The following is a 19,571-nucleotide window of genomic DNA, read 5'->3' on the forward strand; positions in this document are numbered from 1 at the left end:
CTGACGGCGCCGCTGCGAAGAAGCCGGGCCGCGCTCATGCCGCCTGCGCCGGAAGGTCTTCGTTGAGGGCGTAGCCCACGCCGCGCAGGGTGCGGATCGGGTCGGGCGTGGGTGCGACGGCCCGCAGCTTGGCGCGCAGCGTCTTCACATGCGCGTCCACCGTTCGGTCGAAGCTGCTGCCGGGTGTGTCCCAGACCATCTCCAGCAGCTCGTCGCGGGTGTAGACCCGGCCGGGGCGCTGCACCAGCAGGCACAGCAGGCCGTATTCGTAGCGCGAGAGTTCCAGCGCCCGGCCGTAGTAGCGGATCTGGCGGCGTTCGCCGTCGATGCGGAACGGCGAGGCCGGAGCGGCCGGCGGTGCCGGCGGTGCGGCCGGCGCCGCCGTGGCGGGAACCGGCACCGCAGCGGCCGGCGCGGCGCCCCGCTCGCTGCGCCGCAGGATGGTGCGCACCCGGGCCACCAGTTCGCGCGGCGAGAACGGCTTGGCGATGTAGTCGTCGGCGCCCAGCTCCAGGCCCACCACCCGGTCGATCTCGTCGCTGCGGGCGGTCAGGAACAGCATCGGCACCTGCGCGCCGCCGGGCAGCGCCTGCAGGCAGCGGAACAGCTCGAAGCCGCTCATGTCGGGCAGGCCGACGTCGAGGATCGCGAGCGCCGGCCGCTCCTGCGAGAAGGCCGCCAGCGCCTCCTGCGCCGTGGCGCACCAGACGGGCTGGAAGCCGTCGCTGCGCAGCACGTACTGCAGGGTGTCGGCGATGCCCGGCTCGTCTTCGGCCAGGAGAATGCGGGGCGAGAAAGTCGGGGGCACGGCGCTCATGGGCGCATGGTAGCGAGGGGGCCGGGGCGACCGGCTGGCGGCGCCCCGCCCCTGGCGCAGCCCGGACCGGAGTTTCGAAAGAAAAATAGCCACGGCCGGCGCAGCACGCCGACCATCAGCTATTCCTTTTATAGCAACCGTCCTGCAAGGCGTTCAGCCGCCGCCGGCGTACCGCACCGCCCGCGGCCCGCGGCACAGGCCCCAGAGCTGCATGCCGGCCTGCCGGGCGATGTCGATCGCCAGCGCGGTGGGGGCCGAGATGGTCGCCAGCACCGGCACGCCCAGACGGGCGCATTTGCGGGCCAGTTCGTAGCTGGCGCGGCTGGACATGACGACGAAACCCGGCGTGCCGAGCCGGCCTTCTTCCGCAAGCCGGCCCAGCAGTTTGTCGAGCGCGTTGTGCCGGCCCACGTCCTCCAGCACGTCGGTCAGGGTGCCGTCGGGCAGCGCCCAGCCGGCCGCATGCAGCGAGCCGACCTGCGCGTTGAGCGGCTGCAGGGCCTGCAGGCCGTCGAACGCGGCCAGCACGGTGCGCGCATCCAGCGTGGCCAGCCAGCCGGCCTGCGGCACTTGCTCGGGGACCAGGTCGAGGGCGGCCAGGCTGTCGATGCCGCAGACGCCGCAGCCGGTGCGGCCCACCAGCACCCGGCGGCGCTCCTTCAGGCGGGCGAAGGCGCGGCTGGCGATGTCCAGATGCACCTCGACCGCGGGCGTCTCGGGGTCGCCGCCCTCGCCCTCGCCGGCGGCGGGCGCGCACGCCGCCAGCCGGGTCTCGATGCCGAAGCATTCGGCGCGGGTGTCGAGGATGCCTTCGCTCAGCGCGAAACCCAGCGCGAAGGCTTCCAGGTCCTGCGGGGTGCACATCATCACCGCGTGGGAGATGCCGTTGAAGACCAGCGCCACCGGCACTTCGTTGGCGACCTGGTCGTCCTCGGCGGCCGACCGCACCGCGCCGGCCTCCAGGCGCTGGCGCCGCACCTGCGCCGGCAGCACAGCGGGCGGCAAGGCGGTGCCGTCGGGCGGGAAGGTCGGGGTGCGGTCGGTCATCGGTCGGGTTCGGCAGGCGCGTCGGGCACGCCATCATCGCCGCCGTGGGCCTCGACCAGCTGCCGCACCGCCTCGGCGCCGGGCGCCAGCAGCCGCACCATCCACCGCTCTCCGTCGTGCGCCACGTCCACCCAGCCCGGTCCCTGGCGGCTGCCGATGCGGGCATTGCCCATCATCGCCAGCGTGCGCATCACCACGCTGGCCTCCCGCTGCAGGCGCTTGCCGAGCCAGGGCACCGAGGCGGCCTCGCCCGCCGGCTTCTCGGCCAGCGTCAGCAGCAGGGCCGCGGCCAGGCCTTCCGGCAGCGCGCCGTCGCTCAAGCGGCGACCGCCGCGGCCTCGCGCGCGGCGCCAGCACCGGCACCGGCACCGTCGGCCGGGGCCGCATGGTGCGGCACCAGCACCACCGGGATCGACTTCGAGGTCGGCGTGCCGGCCGTCAGCGCCACCGATTCCAGCGGCACCAGCGGATTCGTCTCGGGGTAGTAGGCCGCCAGGCAGCCGCGCGGGATGTCGTACTGCACCAGCTTGAACCGGTCGGCGCGGCGCTCCTGGCCGTCGTCCCACACGGTCTGGATGTCGACCCAGTCGCCGTCCTTCAGGCCCAGGGCGCGGATGTCCTCGGCATGGATGAAGACGACGCGGCGCTGGCCGAAGACGCCGCGGTAGCGGTCGTCCATGCCGTAGATGGTGGTGTTGTACTGGTCGTGCGACCGGGTGGTGCCCAGGTTGAACACGATGGTGTCGGTGATCCGGGCGCGGGCCTTGTGCACCGGCGTGTCGGTGGGCAGGGCGTGCGCGTAGAAGTTGGCCTTCTGCGTGGCGGTGGCCCAGACGCGCTCGGCGGCGGTGTTGCGCAGCTTGAAGCCGCCCGGCACCGCCACCCGGGTGTTGAAGTCCTTGAAGTCGACGAACACCTGCTCGATCAGGTCGCGCACCCGGTCGTAGTCGGCCACCACGCCGAGCCAGTCGATGCGGCTGCGCGCACCCAGCGTGGCGTGCGCCAGGCGGGCGACGATGGCCGGCTCCGACAGCAGGTGCTCCGACGCGGGCGGGTTGATGCCCTTCGAGATGTGCACCATCCCCATCGAGTCCTCCACCGTCACGCCCTGGGCACCGGTGGCCTGCATGTCGATCTCGGTGCGGCCCAGGCACGGCAGGATCAGCGCTTCCTTGCCGTGGACCACGTGGCTGCGGTTGAGCTTGGTGGTGACGTGCACCGTCAGGTCGCAGTTGCGCAGCGCCTTCCAGGTCTCGAAGGTGTCGGGCGTGGCCGAAGCGAAGTTGCCGCCGAGCGCGAAGAAGGTCTTGCCGCGGCCGTCGCGCATCGCCTGGATCGCCTCGACCACGTCGAAGCCGTGCGCGCGCGGCGCCTGGAAGCCGAAGACCTGCTCCAGCTTGTCGAGCAGCGCCGCCGGCGGCTTCTCCCAGATGCCCATGGTGCGGTCGCCCTGCACGTTGCTGTGGCCGCGCACCGGGCACGGTCCGGCGCCGGGCCGGCCGATGTTGCCGCGCAGCAGCAGCAGGTCGACGATCAGCTGGATGGTGGCGACCGAATGCTTGTGCTGGGTGATGCCCATGCCCCAGCAGACGATGGTGCTCTTGGCGTTGCGGTAGAGCTCGGCGGCCTGGCGGATCTGCTCGCGGCTCAGGCCCGACTCGGTCACCAGCGCGTCCCAGCTCTCGGCCCGCAGGTCGGCCAGCAGCGCGTCGACGCCCTGGGTGTGCTCGGCGATGAACGCGTGGTCGAGCACCGGCTGGCCCGCGTCCTCCCACTCGACCAGCTGCTTCATCATGCCCTTGACCGCGGCCAGGTCGCCGCCGACCTGCAGCTGGAAGTAGTGGGTGCTGATGGGCGTGGAGCCGAGCGTGGCCATCTCCATCTTGCTCTGCGGGTCCTGGAAGCGCTCCAGGCCGCGCTCGCGCAGCGGGTTGAAGCTGACGATCTTGGCGCCGCGCTTGTGCGCCTCGCGCAGTTCGCCCAGCATCCGCGGATGGTTGGTGCCGGGGTTCTGGCCGAAGATGAAGATCGCGTCGGCCTTCTCGAAATCGTCGAGCTGCACCGTGCCCTTGCCCACGCCGATCTGCGGCCGCATGCCGCTGCCGCTGGGCTCGTGGCACATGTTGGAGCAGTCGGGGAAGTTGTTGGTGCCGTACTCGCGCACGAACAGCTGGTACAGGAAGGCCGCCTCGTTGCTGGCACGGCCCGAGGTGTAGAAGATCGCCTGGTTGGGGTCGGGCAGGCCGTTGAGGTGCCGGGCGATCAGGGCGAAGGCGTCGTCCCAGTCGATCGGCAGGTAGTGGTCGGTGATCGCGTCGTAGACCATCGGGTGCGTCAGGCGGCCCTGGTCCTCGAGCCAGAAGTCGCTCTGCTGCGCCAGCTCGGCCACGCTGTACTGCGCGAACAGTTCGGGGCCGGTGCGGCGGGCGGTGGCCTCGGCGGCGACGGCCTTGGCGCCGTTCTCGCAGAACTCGAAGGTCGAGGCGTGGTTGCGGTCGGGCCAGGCGCAGCCCGGGCAGTCGAAGCCGTCGGGCTGGTTGGCCGAGAGCAGCGTCTTGGCGCCCTTGATGGCGATGTCCTGCCGCTGCAGGGCGCGGCCCACGGAACGCAGTGCGCCCCAGCCGCCGGCGGGGCCGTTGTAGAACTCGATTTTCTGTTCGCTCATGGGGGTCTCCTGTGCGGATCTCGGTGGGGGTTGGAGGCTGCGTACCGCGCAGCGTTCCCCTGTTTCGCCGGATCAGATGTGGACTTTGAAACTTCCGGCGGCATCCGCCAGGGCGGCGGCCTGCTCGCGCATGCGGCCCGCGGCGGCGGCGGCCTCCTCGACCAGCGCCGCGTTCTGCTGGGTCATTTCCTCGATGCGGCCGACGCTCTGGTTGACCGACTCGATGCCCTGGCGCTGCTCGCGGCTGGCCGAGGCGATCTCGTCGATGAAGCCGCTCACCTCGCCGATCGAACGGATGATGTCGTCCATCGCGACCCGCGCCGATTCCACCTGTCCGCTGCCGGCATCGACCTGACCGACCGATGCCGCGATCAGGCCGCGGATCTCGCGCGAGGCGTCGGCCGAGCGCTGGGCCAGGGCCCGCACCTCGGACGCCACCACCGCGAAGCCCCGGCCCTGCTCGCCGGCGCGCGCCGCCTCCACCGCTGCGTTCAGCGCCAGGATGTTGGTCTGGAACGCGATGCCGTCGATGATGCCGATGATGTCCTGGATGCGGTGCGCACCGGCGCGGATCTCGCCCATGGTGTGCACCACCTGGCCCACCACGCTGCCGCTGCGGGCCGCCATGTCGGACACGCCGCCCATCAGGCCGCTCACGCGCTGGGCGTTGTCGGCGTTCTGTACCACGGTGGCGGTGAGCTGCTCCATCGCAGAGGCGGTGGCGTTGACTTCGCCCGCCTGCAGCTCGGTGCGCGTCGCCAGGTCGTCGTTGCCGGCGGCGATCTCCTGCGTGGCGCCGCGCAGCGATTCGGCGCCACGGCGCACGTTGCCGACCAGCCCCGCCAGGCCGACGCTGATGCCGTTGATCGCGTGCAGCAGCTGGCCCACGTCGTCGCGGCGCGGCACGTGCAGCTGGGTAGTGAGGTCGCCGCCGGCGACGCGCTGGGCCGCCTGGCGGCCGTCGTCGATCGCGCCTGCCACGCCGCGGCGCACCAGGCCATAGACCAGCGCCGCGGTGGCCAGCGGCACCGCGGTGCCGTAGGCCAGCCACGGCATCCGCTCTTCCCCGGTCAGCGACGGCAGCAGCATCCACGCCCCGGCCCACAGCAGCCACTGGCCGCCGAGCACCGCCAGGCCGATCTGGGTGGCGGCGTCGAAGGTGTGCATCTCGCTCACGTCCAGGCCCACGTAGAGCACGCCCACCACCTCGCCCGACGCATCGCGCACCGGGTCGTAGTGGGTCATGTTCTGGCGGCCGAACACCGTCGCATAGCCGGCGTAGGGCCGGCCCTGCACCAGCAGACGGTAGGCCGGATGCGACCGGTCAAGCAGCGTACCGACGGCGCGGGCGCCGTCCTGCCGCTGGACCGAGGTGGTGACCCGCATGAAGTCGTCGCCCTGTCGGGCGAAGACGGTCGCCCGCACCCCGCTGTCGGCGGTGAAACGGTCGGGCACCGAGAAATCGCCGTTCAGCAGGCGGCCGCCGCAGAACAGCGCCGGCGACGGGCGGCCACCCAGATCGACCTCCTGCTGCCGGTCGAGCGCGAAGCCTCCGGAGAAGCCGGCGGCGAACTGCCGCGCGGCTCGGTCGATACGTCGCTGGAGAGCACCTGGAAAGGCCATGGGTCAGGTTCCTGGCGCATACGGCAGGCGCCGCATCCGCAAGCTCAATTGAAGAACTTCGCCGCGCTCAGCAGCGTACGGTAGGTGCCCCAAGCAAGGGGAATGCCCACCGCCGCCCAGGCCAGCGCCACCAGCGCCGGGCTGGTGGTGCCGGCCGTGCCGCTGCCGGCACCCACTTCGGAGGCCGCGGCCTTCTCGTGGGCCAGCTTCTTCTCGACCGCCAGTTCGTCGTCGGACATGAACCACTTGTCGGCCAGGGGGCGTACCAGCAGGTTGGCGATGAAGCCGATCACCAGCATGCCCACCAGGATGTACATCGTCTGGTTGTAGACCTGCTCGCGCGGAATGCCCAGGCCCAGCTGGTACTCCCGCATGTAGTTCACCACCACCGGGCCCAGGATGCCGGCGGTGGCCCAGGCCGTCAGCAGGCGGCCGTGGATCGCGCCGACGAACTGGGTGCCGAAAAGGTCGGCCAGGTAGGCCGGCACCGTGGCGAAGCCGCCGCCGTACATCGACAGGATGATGCAGAAGGCGCCCACGAAGAGCAGCTTGTTGCCCGCGCCGGCAGAGCCGGGGATGCTGGCGTACAGCAGGCCGCCCAGCACGAAGAAGATCGCATAGGTGAGCTTGCGGCCGAGCTTGTCGGAGATGCTGGCCCAGAAGAAGCGGCCGCCGATGTTGAACAGCGAGAGCAGCGCGGTAAAGCCGGCGGCGATCACGCCGATGGCGGCCAGCTGCGGCTTGTCGAGTTCCGAGTAGCGGGCCTGCACGTTGATCAGTGCACCGCCGAAGACTTCCTGCAGCATCGGCGAGGCCATGCCGATCACGCCGATGCCGGCGCTGACGTTCATGCACAGCACGATCCAGATCAGCCAGAACTGGGGGATGCCCCAGACCTTCTTCACATGCACGTGGCGCTGGGTGATCATCGCGTTCGCCGACGGTGGCGGCGGCGTCCAGCCGGCGGGCTTCCAGCCGGTGGCGGGCACGCGGTAGAGCAGCGCGCCGGCCATCATGAAGACGAAATAGATCGCGGCCATCGCCAGGAAGGTGGGCGCCACGCCGACGTCGGTGGGCGTCGAGAAGATCTTCAGCAGCTCGGCCGCGAGCGGCGAGCCGATCATCGCGCCGCCGCCGAAGCCCATGATCGCCATGCCGGTGGCCATGCCGCGGCGGTCGGGGAACCACTTGATCAGCGTCGAGACCGGCGAGATGTAGCCCAGCCCCAGCCCGATGCCGCCGATCACGCCCGAGCCCAGGATCATGAGCCAGAACTGGTGCAGGTGGATGCCGATGGCCGACAGCGCCATGCCGCCGCACCAGCACAGGGCCGACACCACGCCGGCCTTGCGCGGGCCGGCCCGTTCCAGCCAGCCGCCCCAGATCGCGGCCGAGCAGCCCAGGAACACGAAGAACAGGGTGTACATCCAGCCGAGCGTCGCCACGCTCCAGTCGCACTGGGTGGTGAACAGCTGGGAGAAGAATCCCACGTCCTTGCCGCAGGCCGCACCTTTGCCGGCCGTGGAGAGCGCCTTCGACAGCGGCAGCCAGAACACCGAGAAGCCGTAGGCCATGCCGATGCACAGATGGATCGCGAGCGCGGCCGGTGGTACCAGCCAGCGGTTGAAGCCGGGCCCGGCAATGGTGCGCTCCTTGTCCAGGAAGTTCGCCATGTGTTCTTTCTCCTCGGTGGGGCCCGCATCGCAGCGGGCCGGATTTTTTCGGTGCGCGAGTGTCTGGTGGCGTCGGCCACAGGTCCAATTCGTTCTGAAAATGCCCCGATTCAGAAACTAAATGACTTTTCTTATGGATACAAAGATGGCATAAAGCTGCCCCCTCGCCATCGGGGCCGGCCCTATCGGGGCTTACACCGAGCCGGTTTCGCCGCGGCCGGCCATGCCGGTGCGCACCGCCTGGGCGATCCAGGCCGCGTCCTGGGCCAGGTCCAGCGCCGCCTGCATCACCCGGGACGAGCGGGCGTCAGGGTTGACCAGGAAGCCCACCGGCGTGACGACGTCGGGGCCGACCAGGGGCAGCGCCCGCAACTCGGCGTAGCCGTGCAGCACGTCGAGCAGGGCTGCGGGCAGGATGGTGGCGGTGCGGCCCGCCACGACGCTCAGCGCCAGCGCCAGCACCGAGTTGGTTTCGATCGCCGGCTTGACCTGCACCCCGGCGATGGCGAGCGCGCTGTCGACGATCGTGCGGTTGTGCATCTCGGGTGTGAGAAGGCACAGGGGATGCTCGGCCGCCTCGCGCCACGAGATCGAGGCGCCGCGGGCCGGGCCGCGCACCGCGGCGGCGTCGGGCGGCACCGGCGGGCCGTGGATCGCGCGGTGCACGAAGTAGTAACGCTCGCCGTACTGGGGCATCGATTCGAGCCGCAGGCCCCGCTCGCCCAGCCGGTCGGTGTAGCCCAGCCCCAGGTCGAGCGCCAGGCCGTCGAGCTCGGCCTCGATCTCGGGCGAGCTCATCGAGCGCACCACCGGCGCGATGCCCGGGTGCCGCGCATGCAGCAGCGCCGCGAAATGCGCCAGCACCGGCATCGCGGTGGGCACCGCACCCAGCCGCAGGCTGCCCTGCGGACGCGAAGCGCCGCTGTTGAGCTCCTCCTGCAATATCTCGCGCTCCCGCACCATGCGCTGGGCGGTCAGCAGCACCCGCTCGCCTTCGTGGGTCAGGCCGGCGTAGGTGCGGCCGCGTTGCACGATGACCACACCGAATTCCTGCTCCAGCGCCTTCAGCGCGTTGGAGAGCGCCGGCTGGGTGATGTGGCAGGCCTGCGCCGCGCGGCCGAAGTGCCGGTGCTCGTTGAGCGCCAGCAGGTACCGCATGGCGAGCAGGTTCATGCCGCGGCGCGGTGCATCAGGTGTCCTGGCTCACCGTGATGGTGGGGAACCGCGCCGAGAAATCCTTGGTGCGGCCGGCCAGCGCCACCGCCACCTTCAGCGCGATGTCGCGGTAGGCGGCCGCGTGCGGTCCGTCGGGCGCGGCGGCCACGGTCGGGGTGCCGCCGTCGGCCTGCAGTCGGATGTCGAGCGCCAGCGGCAGCGCCCCCAGGTAGTCCATGCCGTATTCCGCCGCCAGCCGCTGGCCGCCGCCCTCGCCGAAGATGTGCTCGGCATGGCCGCACTGGCTGCAGACGTGCACCGCCATGTTCTCGACCAGGCCCAGCAGCGGCACGCCCACCTTCTCGAACATCTTCACGCCCTTGCGGGCATCGATCAGCGCGATGTCCTGCGGCGTGGTGACGATCACCGCGCCGGCGATCGGCACCCGCTGGCTCAGGGTGAGCTGGATGTCGCCGGTGCCGGGCGGCATGTCGACCACCAGGTAGTCCAGGCCCTTCCAGTTGGTCTGGCGCAGCAGTTGTTCGAGGGCCTGCGTGGCCATCGGGCCGCGCCAGATCATGGCCTGGTCGGGCTCCACCAGGAAGCCGATCGACATCACCTGGATCCCGTGGGCGACCAGCGGCTCCATCGTCTTGCCGTCTTCGCTGGCCGGCTTCTGGCCGGCGATGCCCATCATCGTCGGCACGCTGGGGCCGTAGATGTCGGCATCGAGCAGCCCCACCGTGGCGCCCTCGGCTGCCAGGGCGAGCGCCAGGTTGGCCGCGGTGGTGCTCTTTCCCACCCCGCCCTTGCCCGAAGCCACCGCGATGATGTTCTTCACCTCCGGCATCGGCTGCAGGCCGCGCTGCACCGAGTGGGCGACGATCTCGGTGCCGAATCGCACCGCGACCTGTTCCACCCCCGGCACCGTCCGCACCGCCGCGGTCAGCGCCTCGCGCAATGCCGCCTGCCGGCTCGCCGCCGGGTAGCCCAGCGCCACGCGGAAGGCCACCTGCCCGCCTTCGACGGTCAGTTCGTGGACGGCCCGGCTGCCGATGAAATCCTTGCCGGTCAGGGGATCCACGACCTTTTGCAGCGCGTCGCGCACGGCCTGTTGAGAGATGGTCATAAGCAAAAAGGAAGCACTGGGTCGCTGTTAATGAGGCTGGAAAGTCTAGCGGCTGGGCTCTGCCGAGGAAGTACACCTACTTCGCGCGCGGAGATGGTCCGGTCGCAGCAGAAAGCAGGTTCGAAGGCACACCAGCCGCGTCTTTCGTTTTGAAATGCCGTCCACCCGGCATCCTAAAATCGCAGGCCCGCCCACCTGCGGCGCGCCTTCCCTCGAAAGCCGATCCCCGATGCCGTCTCCACGCAAACTCTTCGTCACCACCGCCCTGCCGTACGCCAACGGCAACTTCCACATCGGCCACATCATGGAGTACATCCAGGCTGATACCTGGGTGCGGTTCCAGCGGATGCAGGGTGCGCAGGTGAACTTCGTCGGGGCCGACGACGCCCACGGCGCGCCGATCATGATCGCGGCGGAAAAGGCGGGCAAGACGCCGCAGCAGTTCGTGGCCGACATCGCCGCCGGCCGCAAGCCCTACCTCGACGGCTTCCACATCGCCTTCGACAACTGGCACAGCACCGACGCGCCCGAGAACCACCAGCTGGCGCAGGACATCTACCGCGACCTGAAAGCCGCCGGCCTGATCGAGACCCGCACCATCGAGCAGTTCTTCGACCCCGAAAAGAACATGTTCCTGCCCGACCGGTACATCAAGGGCGAATGCCCGAAATGCCACGCCAAGGACCAGTACGGCGACAACTGCGAGGTCTGCGGCACCGTTTATGCGCCGACCGACCTGATCGCGCCCTACTCGGCGCTGTCCGGCGCGCAGCCGGTGCTCAAGAGCTCGGAGCACTTCTTCTTCAAGCTGTCGGACCCGCGCTGCGTCGCGTTCCTGGAGCAATGGACGCAGAACGGCGTCCATGTGCAGCCCGAGGTGGCCAACAAGGTCAAGGAATGGTTCACCGTGCGGACCAACCCCGACGGCAGCACCAGCGAGGGCCTGGGCGACTGGGACATCAGCCGCGACGCGCCCTACTTCGGCATCGAGATACCGGATGCGCCGGGCAAGTACTTCTACGTGTGGCTGGACGCACCGGTCGGCTACCTGGCCTCGCTCAAGAACCTGCTGGAAAAACGCGGCGAGGACTACGACGCCTACATGGCCGACCCGGCGCTGGAGCAGGTGCACTTCATCGGCAAGGACATCGTCACCTTCCACACCCTGTTCTGGCCGGCGATGCTCAAGTTCAGCGGCCGCAAGACGCCCGACAAGGTCTGCGTGCACGGCTTCCTGACCGTCAACAACGGCGAGAAGATGAGCAAGAGCCGGGGCACCGGCCTGGACCCGCTCAAGTACCTGTCGCTGGGCATGAATCCCGAGTGGCTGCGCTACTACCTGGCCGCCAAGCTCAACGGCCGCAACGAGGACATCGACTTCAACCCCGCCGACTTCATGGCCCGGGTCAACAGCGACCTGGTGGGCAAGTTCATCAACATCGCGTCGCGGGCGGCGGGCTTCGTCGCCAAGCGCTTCGACGGCCGGCTGGGCGCGGTGAGCCACGACGGCGAGGTGCTGCTCTGCACGCTGCGCCAGCAGGCCGACACGGTCTTCGACGCCTACGACAAGCGCGACACCGCCCGTGCGGTGCGCGAGACGATGCTGCTGGCCGACCGGGTCAACGAATACGTCGACGCCAACAAGCCCTGGGAACTGGCGAAGCAGGAGGGCCAGGAACTGCGGCTGCAGGACGTCTGCACCACCTGCATCGAGGCCTTCCGCCTGCTGGCGCTGTACCTGAAGCCGGTGCTGCCGGCGCTGGCCGCCCAGGTCGAGGCGTTCTTGAACGTGCCACCGCTCTCGTCCGCAGACGCCCACACACTGCTGGGCGCCGGCCACGCCATCGGCGCCTACCAGCACCTGATGCAGCGGGTCGATGTCAAACAGCTCGAGGCACTGTTCGAGGCGCCCGCCCAGGCGGAAAGCCGACCAGACGCTATCGAAACCGTAGCACCCCCGTCGCAGGACCCGGGCGGCGAGCCGATCGCCCCGACGATCACGATCGACGACTTCGCGAAGATCGACCTGCGCATCGCGAAGATCGTCGCCTGCCAGGCGGTGGAGGGCTCGAAGAAGCTGCTGCAGCTGACCCTCGACGTCGGCGAGACCGGTGCCGACGGCCAGCCCGCCACCCGCAACGTCTTCAGCGGCATCGCCTCGGCCTACCGGCCGGAGCAACTGGTCGGCAAGCTGACGGTGATGGTCGCCAACCTGGCGCCGCGCAAGATGAAGTTCGGCCTCAGCGAAGGCATGGTGCTGGCCGCCAGCCACGGCGACGAGAAGGCCCACCCCGGCATCCACCTGCTGGAGCCGTGGCCGGGCGCCACCCCCGGCATGCGGGTGCGGTGAGCGCCATGCGCGGCACGCGGCATTTGCTGAAGCTGGTGGTGGTGACAGTCGCCGTGGCGGCCGGATCGAACCTGTCGGGCTGCACGGTCGTGACTGTCGCAGGTGCGGCCGTGGGCGTGGCCGCTACGACGGCAGGCCTAGCCGTGGATGCCACCGTCGGCACCGTCAAACTGGCCGGCGGCGCCGTCAGCGCGGTACTGCCCGGCAGCAACGCACCCTGAATCCGCCCAGCGAAGCGACGGCGGCGCCTCAGGACACCGCAGATCCGGCTCCGCCGGTCTGCCAGTGTCGCCCCCGGCGAGGGGGTAGGCGGCCACACGCAGTGGGCAAGCCTGGGGGAGTGCTTACTTCCTGCGGGTCACCAGGTTGTAGAGCACCAGCAGCACGATGGCGCCGACGATCGAGGCGATCCAGCCGGCCGGCTCGCCCACCGCGTACCAGCCCATGGACTGGCCGACATAACCCGCCAGGAACGAGCCGGCGATACCCAGGATGATCGTCATGATCCAGCCCATGGCGTCCCTGCCGGGCTTGATGGCCCGTGCGAGAAGACCGACGATCAGGCCGACAAGAATGGTTCCGATGATGGACATGGTGCTTTTCCCTGGTTTTCGAATGGCCGGCAGACATTGCCGATGCAGCGGTTATAGGGAGGGCCGTTGGCAGGCGTGTGACCCGGTGTAAGCGAAACCGGCTGCAACCCCCAGGGCAACTAGCCTGCGCGCTGCGCCTCCGACTGCGGATCGACCTGGCTGCCGGTGCGCAGCAGCCGACCGTCGGCGCCGAAGGTGGCGCTGAACACCATCGACGTGTTGGGCGGCGCCAGGTAGCGCCACTCCCACACCGTCTCGGCGGTGCGGGAAAACGGCGTCTCCTGCATCGGCCGGCCGAGCAGCCGGCGCACCTCCAGGGCCGGCATGCCGGGCTGCAGCCGCGCGAAGTTGGCCGGCGTCAGCACCTGGCGCAGGGCGCGCATCCTGCCGTCGGTGCCGACGGTGATCATGTAGTTGCGCAGGCCCGCCGGCTGGCGGTTGTATTCGAAGGTGCGGGCACCGTCGGCCTCGGGCCAGATCCGCTCGGGCTCGCCGAAGGCGCGGCGCACGTCGGCCTCGGTCGCTACGCCCTCTTCCAGCGATTCGATGCGCTGCGGGTCGCAGCCCGCGAGGGTGGCCAGCAGCAGGCAGGCGGTGGCGGCGCGGGTGGTCCATCGGAAGAAGGCGTGCATGGGTGTCCTGGGGGCAAAAGGAAGGCGGCGGCGCGCAGGTGGCCGCCCCTCCATCATGCGGCAGCGGCGGCCACCGGTAAAATACCCGTCCGGCCCCTGCCGGCCCCGCCCGCCGGCCCTGTCGCCGGCCGGCCCCTCCCCTTCTGCCGAGCGTCCCACCATGTCCTTCTTCAACCGCGCGCACTACACCTCCGACGCCACCCAGTTCATCAACCAGCTGAAGGAAGACAATCCGGCGATCGAAGAGGGCCAGCGCGCCGGCCGCGCCCTGTTGTGGGACAAGAAGGTCGACCGCGACGCCAGGCAGGACTACGACGCCGGCGACATCGCGCAGAAGCCCTACGTCTACCAGACGGACGCCAGCAAGTTCTAAAGAAAAAGTGGCCGTGGTCGGCGTCCCACGCCGACCAACAGCTATCGTTTCCATAGCAAACCAGCATGCAGGCGACAACGCGGGCCGTGCCCCCCGAAGACGCCCCGCAGGCGGGCATGGGCCTGGGCCCGGCGGGCGGCCTGTCGCCCGAGGTGATCGACCAGGTGGCGCTGGCCCGGCTCTACGGCGAGCCGCTGTTCGCGCTGCCGACCGACCTGTACATCCCGCCCGATGCGCTGGAAGTTTTCCTCGAAGCCTTCGAAGGCCCGCTGGACCTGCTGCTCTACCTGATCCGCAAGCAGAACTTCAACATCCTCGACATCCCGATGGCCGGCCTCACCCGGCAGTACCTGAGCTACGTCGACGAGGTGCGTACCCGCAACCTGGAACTGGCCGCCGAGTACCTGCTGATGGCCGCGATGCTGATCGAGATCAAGTCGCGGATGCTGCTGCCGCCCAAGAAGGCGGTCGAGGGCCAGGAGCCCGAGGACCCGCGCGCCGAGCTGGTCCGCCGCCTGCTGGAGTACGAGCAGACCAAGCTGGCCGCCGCCGCGCTCAACGCCCTGCCGCAGGCCGGACGCGATTTCCTGAAGGCCCAGGTGCATATCGAGCAGAGCCTGCAGACGCGCTTCCCGGACGTGGACGTGGGCGACCTGCAATCGGCCTGGCGCGACATCCTGCGCCGCGCCAAGCTGGTCCAGCACCACAGGATCACCCGCGAGGAACTGAGCGTGCGCGAGTACATGAGCATGGTGCTCAAGACCCTGCAGGGCCGGCGCTTCGTGGAGTTCGAGGAACTGTTCCAGCCCGAGAAAGGCTCGACCGTGCTGGTGGTGACCTTCATCGCATTGCTGGAGCTGGCCAAGGAAACCCTGGTGGAGATCACCCAGGCCGAGGCATTCGCGCCGATCTATGTGCGCCTGGCTTTCAAAGGCTGACGCTCACCCCCAGGCTGCGCGCTGCGCGTCTTCGCCCACCCCCTTCCGGGGGCGGCACCGGTGGACCGGCAGAGCCGGATCCGCGGTGCCCCTGGGAATACCGTGTCGATTGCAGGGCGCGTGCCTTGCGCACCCCTTGTTTCGCCCACAACGTCGCCTGACCACTTCGACCGATGACCCCTGACACCCTCGCAGCCCGCAGCCTCGCCAGCGTCTGGCATCCGTGCACCCAGATGAAGCGGCACGAGGCCGATCCGCCGGTGGCGATCGACCGGGCGCAGGGGCCCTGGCTGCACGGCACCGACGGGCGGCGCTACCTGGACGGCATCAGCTCCTGGTGGGTCAACCTGTTCGGCCACGGCCATCCGCACATCCGGGCGGCGCTGGCCGACCAGTTGGCGCGGCTCGACCATGTGATGCTGGCGGGCTTCACCCATGCGCCGGTGGTGGAACTGTCGGAACGCCTGGGCACGCTCACCGGCCTGGGGCATGCCTTCTACGGCAGCGACGGCGCCACCGCCACCGAGATCGCGCTGAAGATGAGCGCCCACTACTGGCGCAACGCCGGCCAGGCCGCCAAGAGCCGCTTCGTCGGCCTGGCCGGCGGCTACCACGGCGAGACGGTGGGTGCGCTGGCCGTCACCGACATCGCCCTGTTCCGCGAGGCCTACGCGCCCCTGGTGCGCCTGGCCGCCACCGTGCCCAGCCCCGACGCGCGCGGCGCCCAGCCCGGCGAAAGCGCGGCCGACGTGGCCCGCCGTGCGGCCGATGCGCTGGCGCAGTGGCTGGCCGAGCACCACGCCACCACCGCCGCCCTGATCGTCGAGCCGCTGGTGCAGTGCGCCGCCGGCATGGCGATGCACGACGCCGAATACCTGCGCCAGGCCCGCGCGCTGTGCGACCGCTACCGGGTGCACCTGGTGGTCGACGAGATCGCCACCGGCTTCGGCCGCACCGGCACGATGTTCGCGCACCAGCAGGCGGGCATCCGGCCCGACTTCGTCTGCCTGTCGAAGGGCCTGACCGGCGGCACGCTGCCGCTGTCGGCGGTGCTGACCACCGACGCGGTGTACGCCGCCTTCTACGACGACGACATCGCCCGCGGCTTCCTGCACTCGCACTCCTACACCGGCAATCCGCTGGCCTGCCGCGCGGCCCTGGCCACGCTGGAGCTGTTCGACCGGCTCGATCCGCTGGCGCACAACCCGGCGCTGGCGCAGCGCATCGACGCCGCCTGCGCACCGATCACCCGGCACCCCCGCGTGCGGTACGCCCGCCGGCTCGGCATGGTCTGGGCATGGGACCTGCAGACCACCCTGCCCGACTTCTCCCGCCGCTACCACCGCCATGCGATGGCGCGCGGCCTGGTGCTGCGGCCGATCGGCACCACGCTCTACGCGATGCCGCCCTATGTGCTGGACGACGAGGCGGTGCAGCACCTGGGCGATGCGGCCTTCGCCGCGCTGGAAGCCACCCTCGCCGAGGAGACCGCACCATGACCGACCCATCATCGACCCACCCTTCCGCGGCCGCGCCGCAGCCGAAGTTCGCCTGCTTCGTCACCGGAACCGACACCGGCGTCGGCAAGACGCTGGCCTCGGCCGGCCTGCTGCATGCGCTGTCGCGGCACCACGACCGCGTCGTCGGCATGAAGCCGATCGCCGCCGGCGCCGAACTGCACGGCGGCACGCTGGCCAACGACGACGTGCTGGCCCTGCGCGCCGCCTCCACCCTGGCCGTGCCGGCCGCGCTCGACAACCCGGTGCTGCTGCCCGATCCGCTCTCGCCCCACATCGCCGCGGTGCGTGCCGGCACGCGGATCGACATCGCCCACATCGTGCGCAGCTACCGGGCGCTGGCGGCGCGGGCCGACGCGGTGGTGGTCGAGGGTGCGGGCGGCTTCCACGTGCCGCTGTCCGATACCGAGACCGGGGCCGACCTGGCCGAAGCGCTGGGCCTGCCGGTGGTGCTGGTGGTGGGCCTGCGGCTGGGCTGCCTGAGCCACGCCGCGCTCACCGCCGACGCGGTCCGGGCACGCGGCCTGCCGCTGGCCGGCTGGATCGCCAACCGGATCGATCCGCGGATGCTGGCGCCGGAGGACAACCTGCGCTGGCTCGCGCAGCGCCTGGGCGCCTCGCTGCTGGCCGACATTCCCCACCAGGCCGCGCCCGACGCCCGCGCCCTGCGCTTCGACCTGCCCGCCGCATGGACCGCATGACCGCCGCGCCATCTTCCGGCGTCTCCTCCTGGCTCGACGAGTTTCCCGCGCGCCTCGACGCGCTGGACGCGGCCCACCTGCGCCGCATCCGCCGCACCGTGGTGCCCGCCGGCGGCGCGCACCTGGTGGTCGACGGTGTGCCGATGCTCGGCTTCTGCAGCAACGACTACCTGGGCTTGGCCGGCCATCCGGCGCTGGTCGCGGCCGCCTGCGAAGGCGCCCGCAGCCTCGGCGTGGGCGCCGGCGGCTCGCCGATGGTCAGCGGCCACAGCGCGGCCAACGCGGCGCTCGAGGGCGACCTGGCCCGCTTCGTCGGCCTGCCGCGCGCGCTGTACTTCTACGCCGGCTACGCCGCCAACATCGGCATCGTGCCGGCGCTGGTGGGCGACGGCGACGCGCTGTTCTCCGATGCGCTCAACCACGCCTGCCTGATCGACGGCGCCCGGCTGTCGCGCGCCCGTATCCACCGCTATCCGCATGCCGACCTGGGCGCGCTCGACGCGGCGCTGGCCGCCAGCCCCGCGCGGCGCAAGCTGGTCGTCACCGACGCGGTGTTCAGCATGGACGGCGACGTGGCCGACATCCGTGCGCTGCTCGCGCTGTGCGAGCGCCACGACGCGCTGCTGCTGCTCGACGACGCGCACGGCTTCGGGGTGCTCGGCCCGCAAGGCCGCGGCGCGTTGGCCGAGGCGGGCCTGACCGGCGCACGGGCCTCGCGCCGCGTGCTCTACATGGCCACGCTGGGCAAGGCGGCGGGCGTGTCCGGCGCCTTCGTGGCGGGCGACGACGCGCTGGTCGAATGGCTGCTGCAGAAGACCCGCAGCTACCTCTTCGCCACCGCCGCGCCGCCGCTGCTGGCCCGCGCGCTGCAGGCGAGCCTGGCGCTGATCGAAGCCGAGGAAGAGCGGCGCACCCACCTCGCCCGCCTGGTGCAACGGCTGCGCAGCGGCCTCGCGCCGCTGCTGCATGGCACCGGATGGCAACTGGGCGCATCGCGCACCCCGGTGCAGGCAGTCGTGATCGGCGCCAACGACGAAGCCCTGGCCGCGATGGAGGGCCTGCGCCGGCGCGGCCTGTGGGTGCCGGCGATCCGCCCGCCCACCGTGCCCGAAGGCACCGCGCGGCTGCGCATCGCGCTGTCGGCCGCACACACCGAGGCCGACGTCGACCGGCTGCTGCAGGCCCTCGCCGCGCTCGCACCCGCCCCCTCCGCAACGCCCCACCCCGCACCGGCACCGCACCGCGTGCCGCCCCCGATCGAAAGCCCCGCATGAGCTACGCCGTCAAGGAAATCTTCTACACCCTGCAGGGCGAGGGCGGCCAGGCCGGCACGCCGGCGGTGTTCTGCCGCTTCGCCGGCTGCAACCTCTGGAGCGGCCGCGAGCAGGACCGCGACACCGCCGTCTGCCGGTTCTGCGACACCGACTTCGTCGGCACCGACGGTACGCTGGGCGGCAGGTTCGCCACCGCCGAGGCCCTGGCCGCGCAGATCGCCGCCCTCTGGCCGGCGCACGACCGCGGCCACCGGCTGGTGGTGCTGACCGGCGGCGAGCCCCTGCTGCAGGTCGATGCAGCCCTGGTCGATGCGCTGCATGCCCAGGACTTCCGCATCGCGGTCGAGAGCAACGGCACCCTGGCCGCGCCCGAGGGCATCGACTGGCTCTGCATCAGCCCCAAGGCCGGCGCGCCCTGGGTGCAGCGGAGCGGCCAGGAGTTGAAGCTGGTCTGGCCGCAGCCGGGCTTCGACCTGGCCATGCTGGAATCGCAGACCGATTTCCGGCACCGCTTCCTGCAGCCGATGGACGGCCCCGACCAGGCCGCCAACATCGAGCGCTGCATCGCCACCTGCCTGGCGCGGCCCGCCTGGCGCCTGAGCCTGCAGACGCACAAGCTCACCGGGATTCGCTGAAAATCCGCTTCCGCTTCCGCTTCCGCCTTCGTCACGTTCTGGTCTCCGCACACGCCGCGCCCTCGCCACCATGCAGTTCACCGTCCACCAGCGCTTCTTCTTCGACGCCGCCCACACCCTGCAGCGCGAGATCGAAGCCGCCGGCAGCCGCCGCATCCACGGCCATACCTACCATGCCGAGGTGGCGGTGCGCGGCCCGCGCGATCCCGCCACCGGCATGGTGATCGACCTGGGCCACCTGCGGGCCCGGCTGCAGGAGATGCGCGAACGGCTCGACCACCACCTGCTCGACGAGGTGCCCGGCCTGGGCACGCCGACGCTGGAGAATCTGTGCCTGTTCATCGCCCGCGCACTGTCCGATCTGCAGCCCGCACCGAGCCAGGTGCGGGTCTGGCGCGACGCGATGGGCGATGCCTGCACACTCGACCTGTCGCCCGGCGCCTGAGAAG

Annotated in this window: 19 protein-coding genes; 9 read left to right on the forward strand and 10 right to left on the reverse strand. The window is 70.7% G+C overall.

Translation table 11 applies throughout. The features are described from left to right. Nucleotides 1-34 precede the first annotated feature (34 nt). The 8 genes from creB to apbC form a co-directional block, all read right to left on the reverse strand. Nucleotides 35-817 (reverse strand): two-component system response regulator CreB, encoded by a 783-nt coding sequence (gene creB, locus ASE76_RS03690; RefSeq protein ID WP_055834776.1) that lies wholly within the window; start codon nt 815-817, stop codon nt 35-37. A 153-nt stretch (nt 818-970) separates the two neighbouring features. Further along, the gene (locus ASE76_RS03695; RefSeq protein ID WP_055834779.1) at nt 971-1,864 is read right to left on the reverse strand and encodes a formate dehydrogenase accessory sulfurtransferase FdhD; all 894 of its coding nucleotides are present in this window, start codon (nt 1,862-1,864) and stop codon (nt 971-973) included. Beyond that, nucleotides 1,861-2,184, reverse strand: coding sequence for a hypothetical protein (locus tag ASE76_RS03700; RefSeq protein WP_055834782.1), 324 nt, complete (start codon nt 2,182-2,184; stop codon nt 1,861-1,863). The genes ASE76_RS03695 and ASE76_RS03700 overlap by 4 nt, the downstream gene beginning before the upstream one ends. After that, the gene (locus ASE76_RS03705; protein ID WP_055834784.1) at nt 2,181-4,529 is read right to left on the reverse strand and encodes an FdhF/YdeP family oxidoreductase; all 2,349 of its coding nucleotides are present in this window, start codon (nt 4,527-4,529) and stop codon (nt 2,181-2,183) included. The genes ASE76_RS03700 and ASE76_RS03705 overlap by 4 nt, the downstream gene beginning before the upstream one ends. 72 nt (nt 4,530-4,601) lie before the next feature. After that, nucleotides 4,602-6,152, reverse strand: a complete 1,551-nt coding sequence (locus ASE76_RS03710; RefSeq protein WP_055834787.1) for a methyl-accepting chemotaxis protein — start codon at nt 6,150-6,152, stop codon at nt 4,602-4,604. Nucleotides 6,153-6,196: 44 nt separating this feature from the next. Continuing rightward, entirely contained in the window at nt 6,197-7,825 is a 1,629-nt protein-coding gene (locus ASE76_RS03715) for an OFA family MFS transporter (protein ID WP_055834790.1), read from the reverse strand. Nucleotides 7,826-8,017: 192 nt separating this feature from the next. Further along, nucleotides 8,018-8,998 (reverse strand): LysR substrate-binding domain-containing protein, encoded by a 981-nt coding sequence (locus ASE76_RS03720; protein WP_055834793.1) that lies wholly within the window; start codon nt 8,996-8,998, stop codon nt 8,018-8,020. Nucleotides 8,999-9,014: 16 nt separating this feature from the next. Then, the gene (gene apbC, locus ASE76_RS03725; RefSeq protein WP_055834796.1) at nt 9,015-10,109 is read right to left on the reverse strand and encodes an iron-sulfur cluster carrier protein ApbC; all 1,095 of its coding nucleotides are present in this window, start codon (nt 10,107-10,109) and stop codon (nt 9,015-9,017) included. 229 nt (nt 10,110-10,338) lie between these two features. Here apbC and metG point away from each other — a divergent pair, with 229 nt between their 5' ends. Further along, entirely contained in the window at nt 10,339-12,459 is a 2,121-nt protein-coding gene (gene metG / locus ASE76_RS03730) for a methionine--tRNA ligase (RefSeq protein ID WP_055834798.1), read from the forward strand. Between the two features lie 5 nt (nt 12,460-12,464). Next, nucleotides 12,465-12,680, forward strand: coding sequence for a hypothetical protein (locus ASE76_RS03735; RefSeq protein ID WP_055835627.1), 216 nt, complete (start codon nt 12,465-12,467; stop codon nt 12,678-12,680). A gap of 123 nt (nt 12,681-12,803) precedes the next feature. On the opposite strand, the gene ASE76_RS03740 is transcribed toward ASE76_RS03735, so the two are convergent. Beyond that, on the reverse strand, nt 12,804-13,052 hold the full coding sequence (locus ASE76_RS03740; RefSeq protein ID WP_055834800.1) for a GlsB/YeaQ/YmgE family stress response membrane protein: 249 nt from the start codon (nt 13,050-13,052) through the stop codon (nt 12,804-12,806). Nucleotides 13,053-13,171: 119 nt separating this feature from the next. Beyond that, nucleotides 13,172-13,684 (reverse strand): hypothetical protein, encoded by a 513-nt coding sequence (locus tag ASE76_RS03745; protein WP_055834803.1) that lies wholly within the window; start codon nt 13,682-13,684, stop codon nt 13,172-13,174. Nucleotides 13,685-13,844: 160 nt separating this feature from the next. Between ASE76_RS03745 and ASE76_RS03750 the strand changes: the two genes are divergently transcribed. From ASE76_RS03750 to ASE76_RS03780, 7 genes are all read left to right on the forward strand, one after another. After that, nucleotides 13,845-14,057 carry a DUF3460 family protein gene (locus tag ASE76_RS03750; protein WP_055834807.1) on the forward strand — a complete coding sequence of 71 codons (213 nt, stop codon included), beginning with the start codon at nt 13,845-13,847 and terminating at the stop codon, nt 14,055-14,057. Between the two features lie 116 nt (nt 14,058-14,173). Then, a complete protein-coding gene (locus ASE76_RS03755) occupies nt 14,174-14,995 on the forward strand; it encodes a ScpA family protein (protein WP_082447996.1) in 822 nt (273 codons plus the stop codon). A 173-nt stretch (nt 14,996-15,168) separates the two neighbouring features. Further along, nucleotides 15,169-16,494: an adenosylmethionine--8-amino-7-oxononanoate transaminase gene (gene bioA / locus ASE76_RS03760; RefSeq protein WP_055834810.1), complete on the forward strand. Its 1,326-nt coding sequence runs from the start codon at nt 15,169-15,171 to the stop codon at nt 16,492-16,494. Further along, on the forward strand, nt 16,491-17,213 hold the full coding sequence (gene bioD, locus ASE76_RS03765) for a dethiobiotin synthase (protein ID WP_055834813.1): 723 nt from the start codon (nt 16,491-16,493) through the stop codon (nt 17,211-17,213). The genes bioA and bioD overlap by 4 nt, the downstream gene beginning before the upstream one ends. Next, complete coding sequence (bioF, locus tag ASE76_RS03770; RefSeq protein WP_055835632.1) at nt 17,210-18,487, forward strand: 8-amino-7-oxononanoate synthase; 1,278 nt, start codon at nt 17,210-17,212, stop codon at nt 18,485-18,487. Before bioD ends, bioF begins: the two co-directional genes overlap by 4 nt. After that, nucleotides 18,484-19,122, forward strand: coding sequence for a 7-carboxy-7-deazaguanine synthase (queE, locus tag ASE76_RS03775; protein ID WP_055834816.1), 639 nt, complete (start codon nt 18,484-18,486; stop codon nt 19,120-19,122). Before bioF ends, queE begins: the two co-directional genes overlap by 4 nt. A gap of 70 nt (nt 19,123-19,192) precedes the next feature. Continuing rightward, the gene (locus ASE76_RS03780) at nt 19,193-19,567 is read left to right on the forward strand and encodes a 6-carboxytetrahydropterin synthase (RefSeq protein ID WP_055834818.1); all 375 of its coding nucleotides are present in this window, start codon (nt 19,193-19,195) and stop codon (nt 19,565-19,567) included. The last annotated feature ends 4 nt before the right edge of the window (nt 19,568-19,571 follow it).

The sequence above is a fragment of the Xylophilus sp. Leaf220 genome (assembly GCF_001421705.1).
Classification (GTDB): Bacteria; Pseudomonadota; Gammaproteobacteria; order Burkholderiales; family Burkholderiaceae_C; genus Xylophilus.

What these genes read in the sequence shown, in the direction of transcription:
- bioD (WP_055834813.1), top strand. Translation starts at nt 16,491, where the DNA reads ATGACCGACCCATCATCGACCCACCCTTCCGCGGCCGCGCCGCAGCCG.
- creB (WP_055834776.1), bottom strand. Translation starts at nt 817, where the DNA reads ATGAGCGCCGTGCCCCCGACTTTCTCGCCCCGCATTCTCCTGGCCGAA.
- bioA (WP_055834810.1), top strand. Translation starts at nt 15,169, where the DNA reads ATGACCCCTGACACCCTCGCAGCCCGCAGCCTCGCCAGCGTCTGGCAT.
- ASE76_RS03755 (WP_082447996.1), top strand. Translation starts at nt 14,174, where the DNA reads ATGGGCCTGGGCCCGGCGGGCGGCCTGTCGCCCGAGGTGATCGACCAG.
- ASE76_RS03720 (WP_055834793.1), bottom strand. Translation starts at nt 8,998, where the DNA reads ATGAACCTGCTCGCCATGCGGTACCTGCTGGCGCTCAACGAGCACCGG.
- metG (WP_055834798.1), top strand. Translation starts at nt 10,339, where the DNA reads ATGCCGTCTCCACGCAAACTCTTCGTCACCACCGCCCTGCCGTACGCC.
- ASE76_RS03745 (WP_055834803.1), bottom strand. Translation starts at nt 13,684, where the DNA reads ATGCACGCCTTCTTCCGATGGACCACCCGCGCCGCCACCGCCTGCCTG.
- ASE76_RS03740 (WP_055834800.1), bottom strand. Translation starts at nt 13,052, where the DNA reads ATGTCCATCATCGGAACCATTCTTGTCGGCCTGATCGTCGGTCTTCTC.
- ASE76_RS03780 (WP_055834818.1), top strand. Translation starts at nt 19,193, where the DNA reads ATGCAGTTCACCGTCCACCAGCGCTTCTTCTTCGACGCCGCCCACACC.
- ASE76_RS03710 (WP_055834787.1), bottom strand. Translation starts at nt 6,152, where the DNA reads ATGGCCTTTCCAGGTGCTCTCCAGCGACGTATCGACCGAGCCGCGCGG.
- queE (WP_055834816.1), top strand. Translation starts at nt 18,484, where the DNA reads ATGAGCTACGCCGTCAAGGAAATCTTCTACACCCTGCAGGGCGAGGGC.
- ASE76_RS03695 (WP_055834779.1), bottom strand. Translation starts at nt 1,864, where the DNA reads ATGACCGACCGCACCCCGACCTTCCCGCCCGACGGCACCGCCTTGCCG.
- ASE76_RS03715 (WP_055834790.1), bottom strand. Translation starts at nt 7,825, where the DNA reads ATGGCGAACTTCCTGGACAAGGAGCGCACCATTGCCGGGCCCGGCTTC.
- bioF (WP_055835632.1), top strand. Translation starts at nt 17,210, where the DNA reads ATGACCGCCGCGCCATCTTCCGGCGTCTCCTCCTGGCTCGACGAGTTT.
- apbC (WP_055834796.1), bottom strand. Translation starts at nt 10,109, where the DNA reads ATGACCATCTCTCAACAGGCCGTGCGCGACGCGCTGCAAAAGGTCGTG.
- ASE76_RS03705 (WP_055834784.1), bottom strand. Translation starts at nt 4,529, where the DNA reads ATGAGCGAACAGAAAATCGAGTTCTACAACGGCCCCGCCGGCGGCTGG.
- ASE76_RS03735 (WP_055835627.1), top strand. Translation starts at nt 12,465, where the DNA reads ATGCGCGGCACGCGGCATTTGCTGAAGCTGGTGGTGGTGACAGTCGCC.
- ASE76_RS03750 (WP_055834807.1), top strand. Translation starts at nt 13,845, where the DNA reads ATGTCCTTCTTCAACCGCGCGCACTACACCTCCGACGCCACCCAGTTC.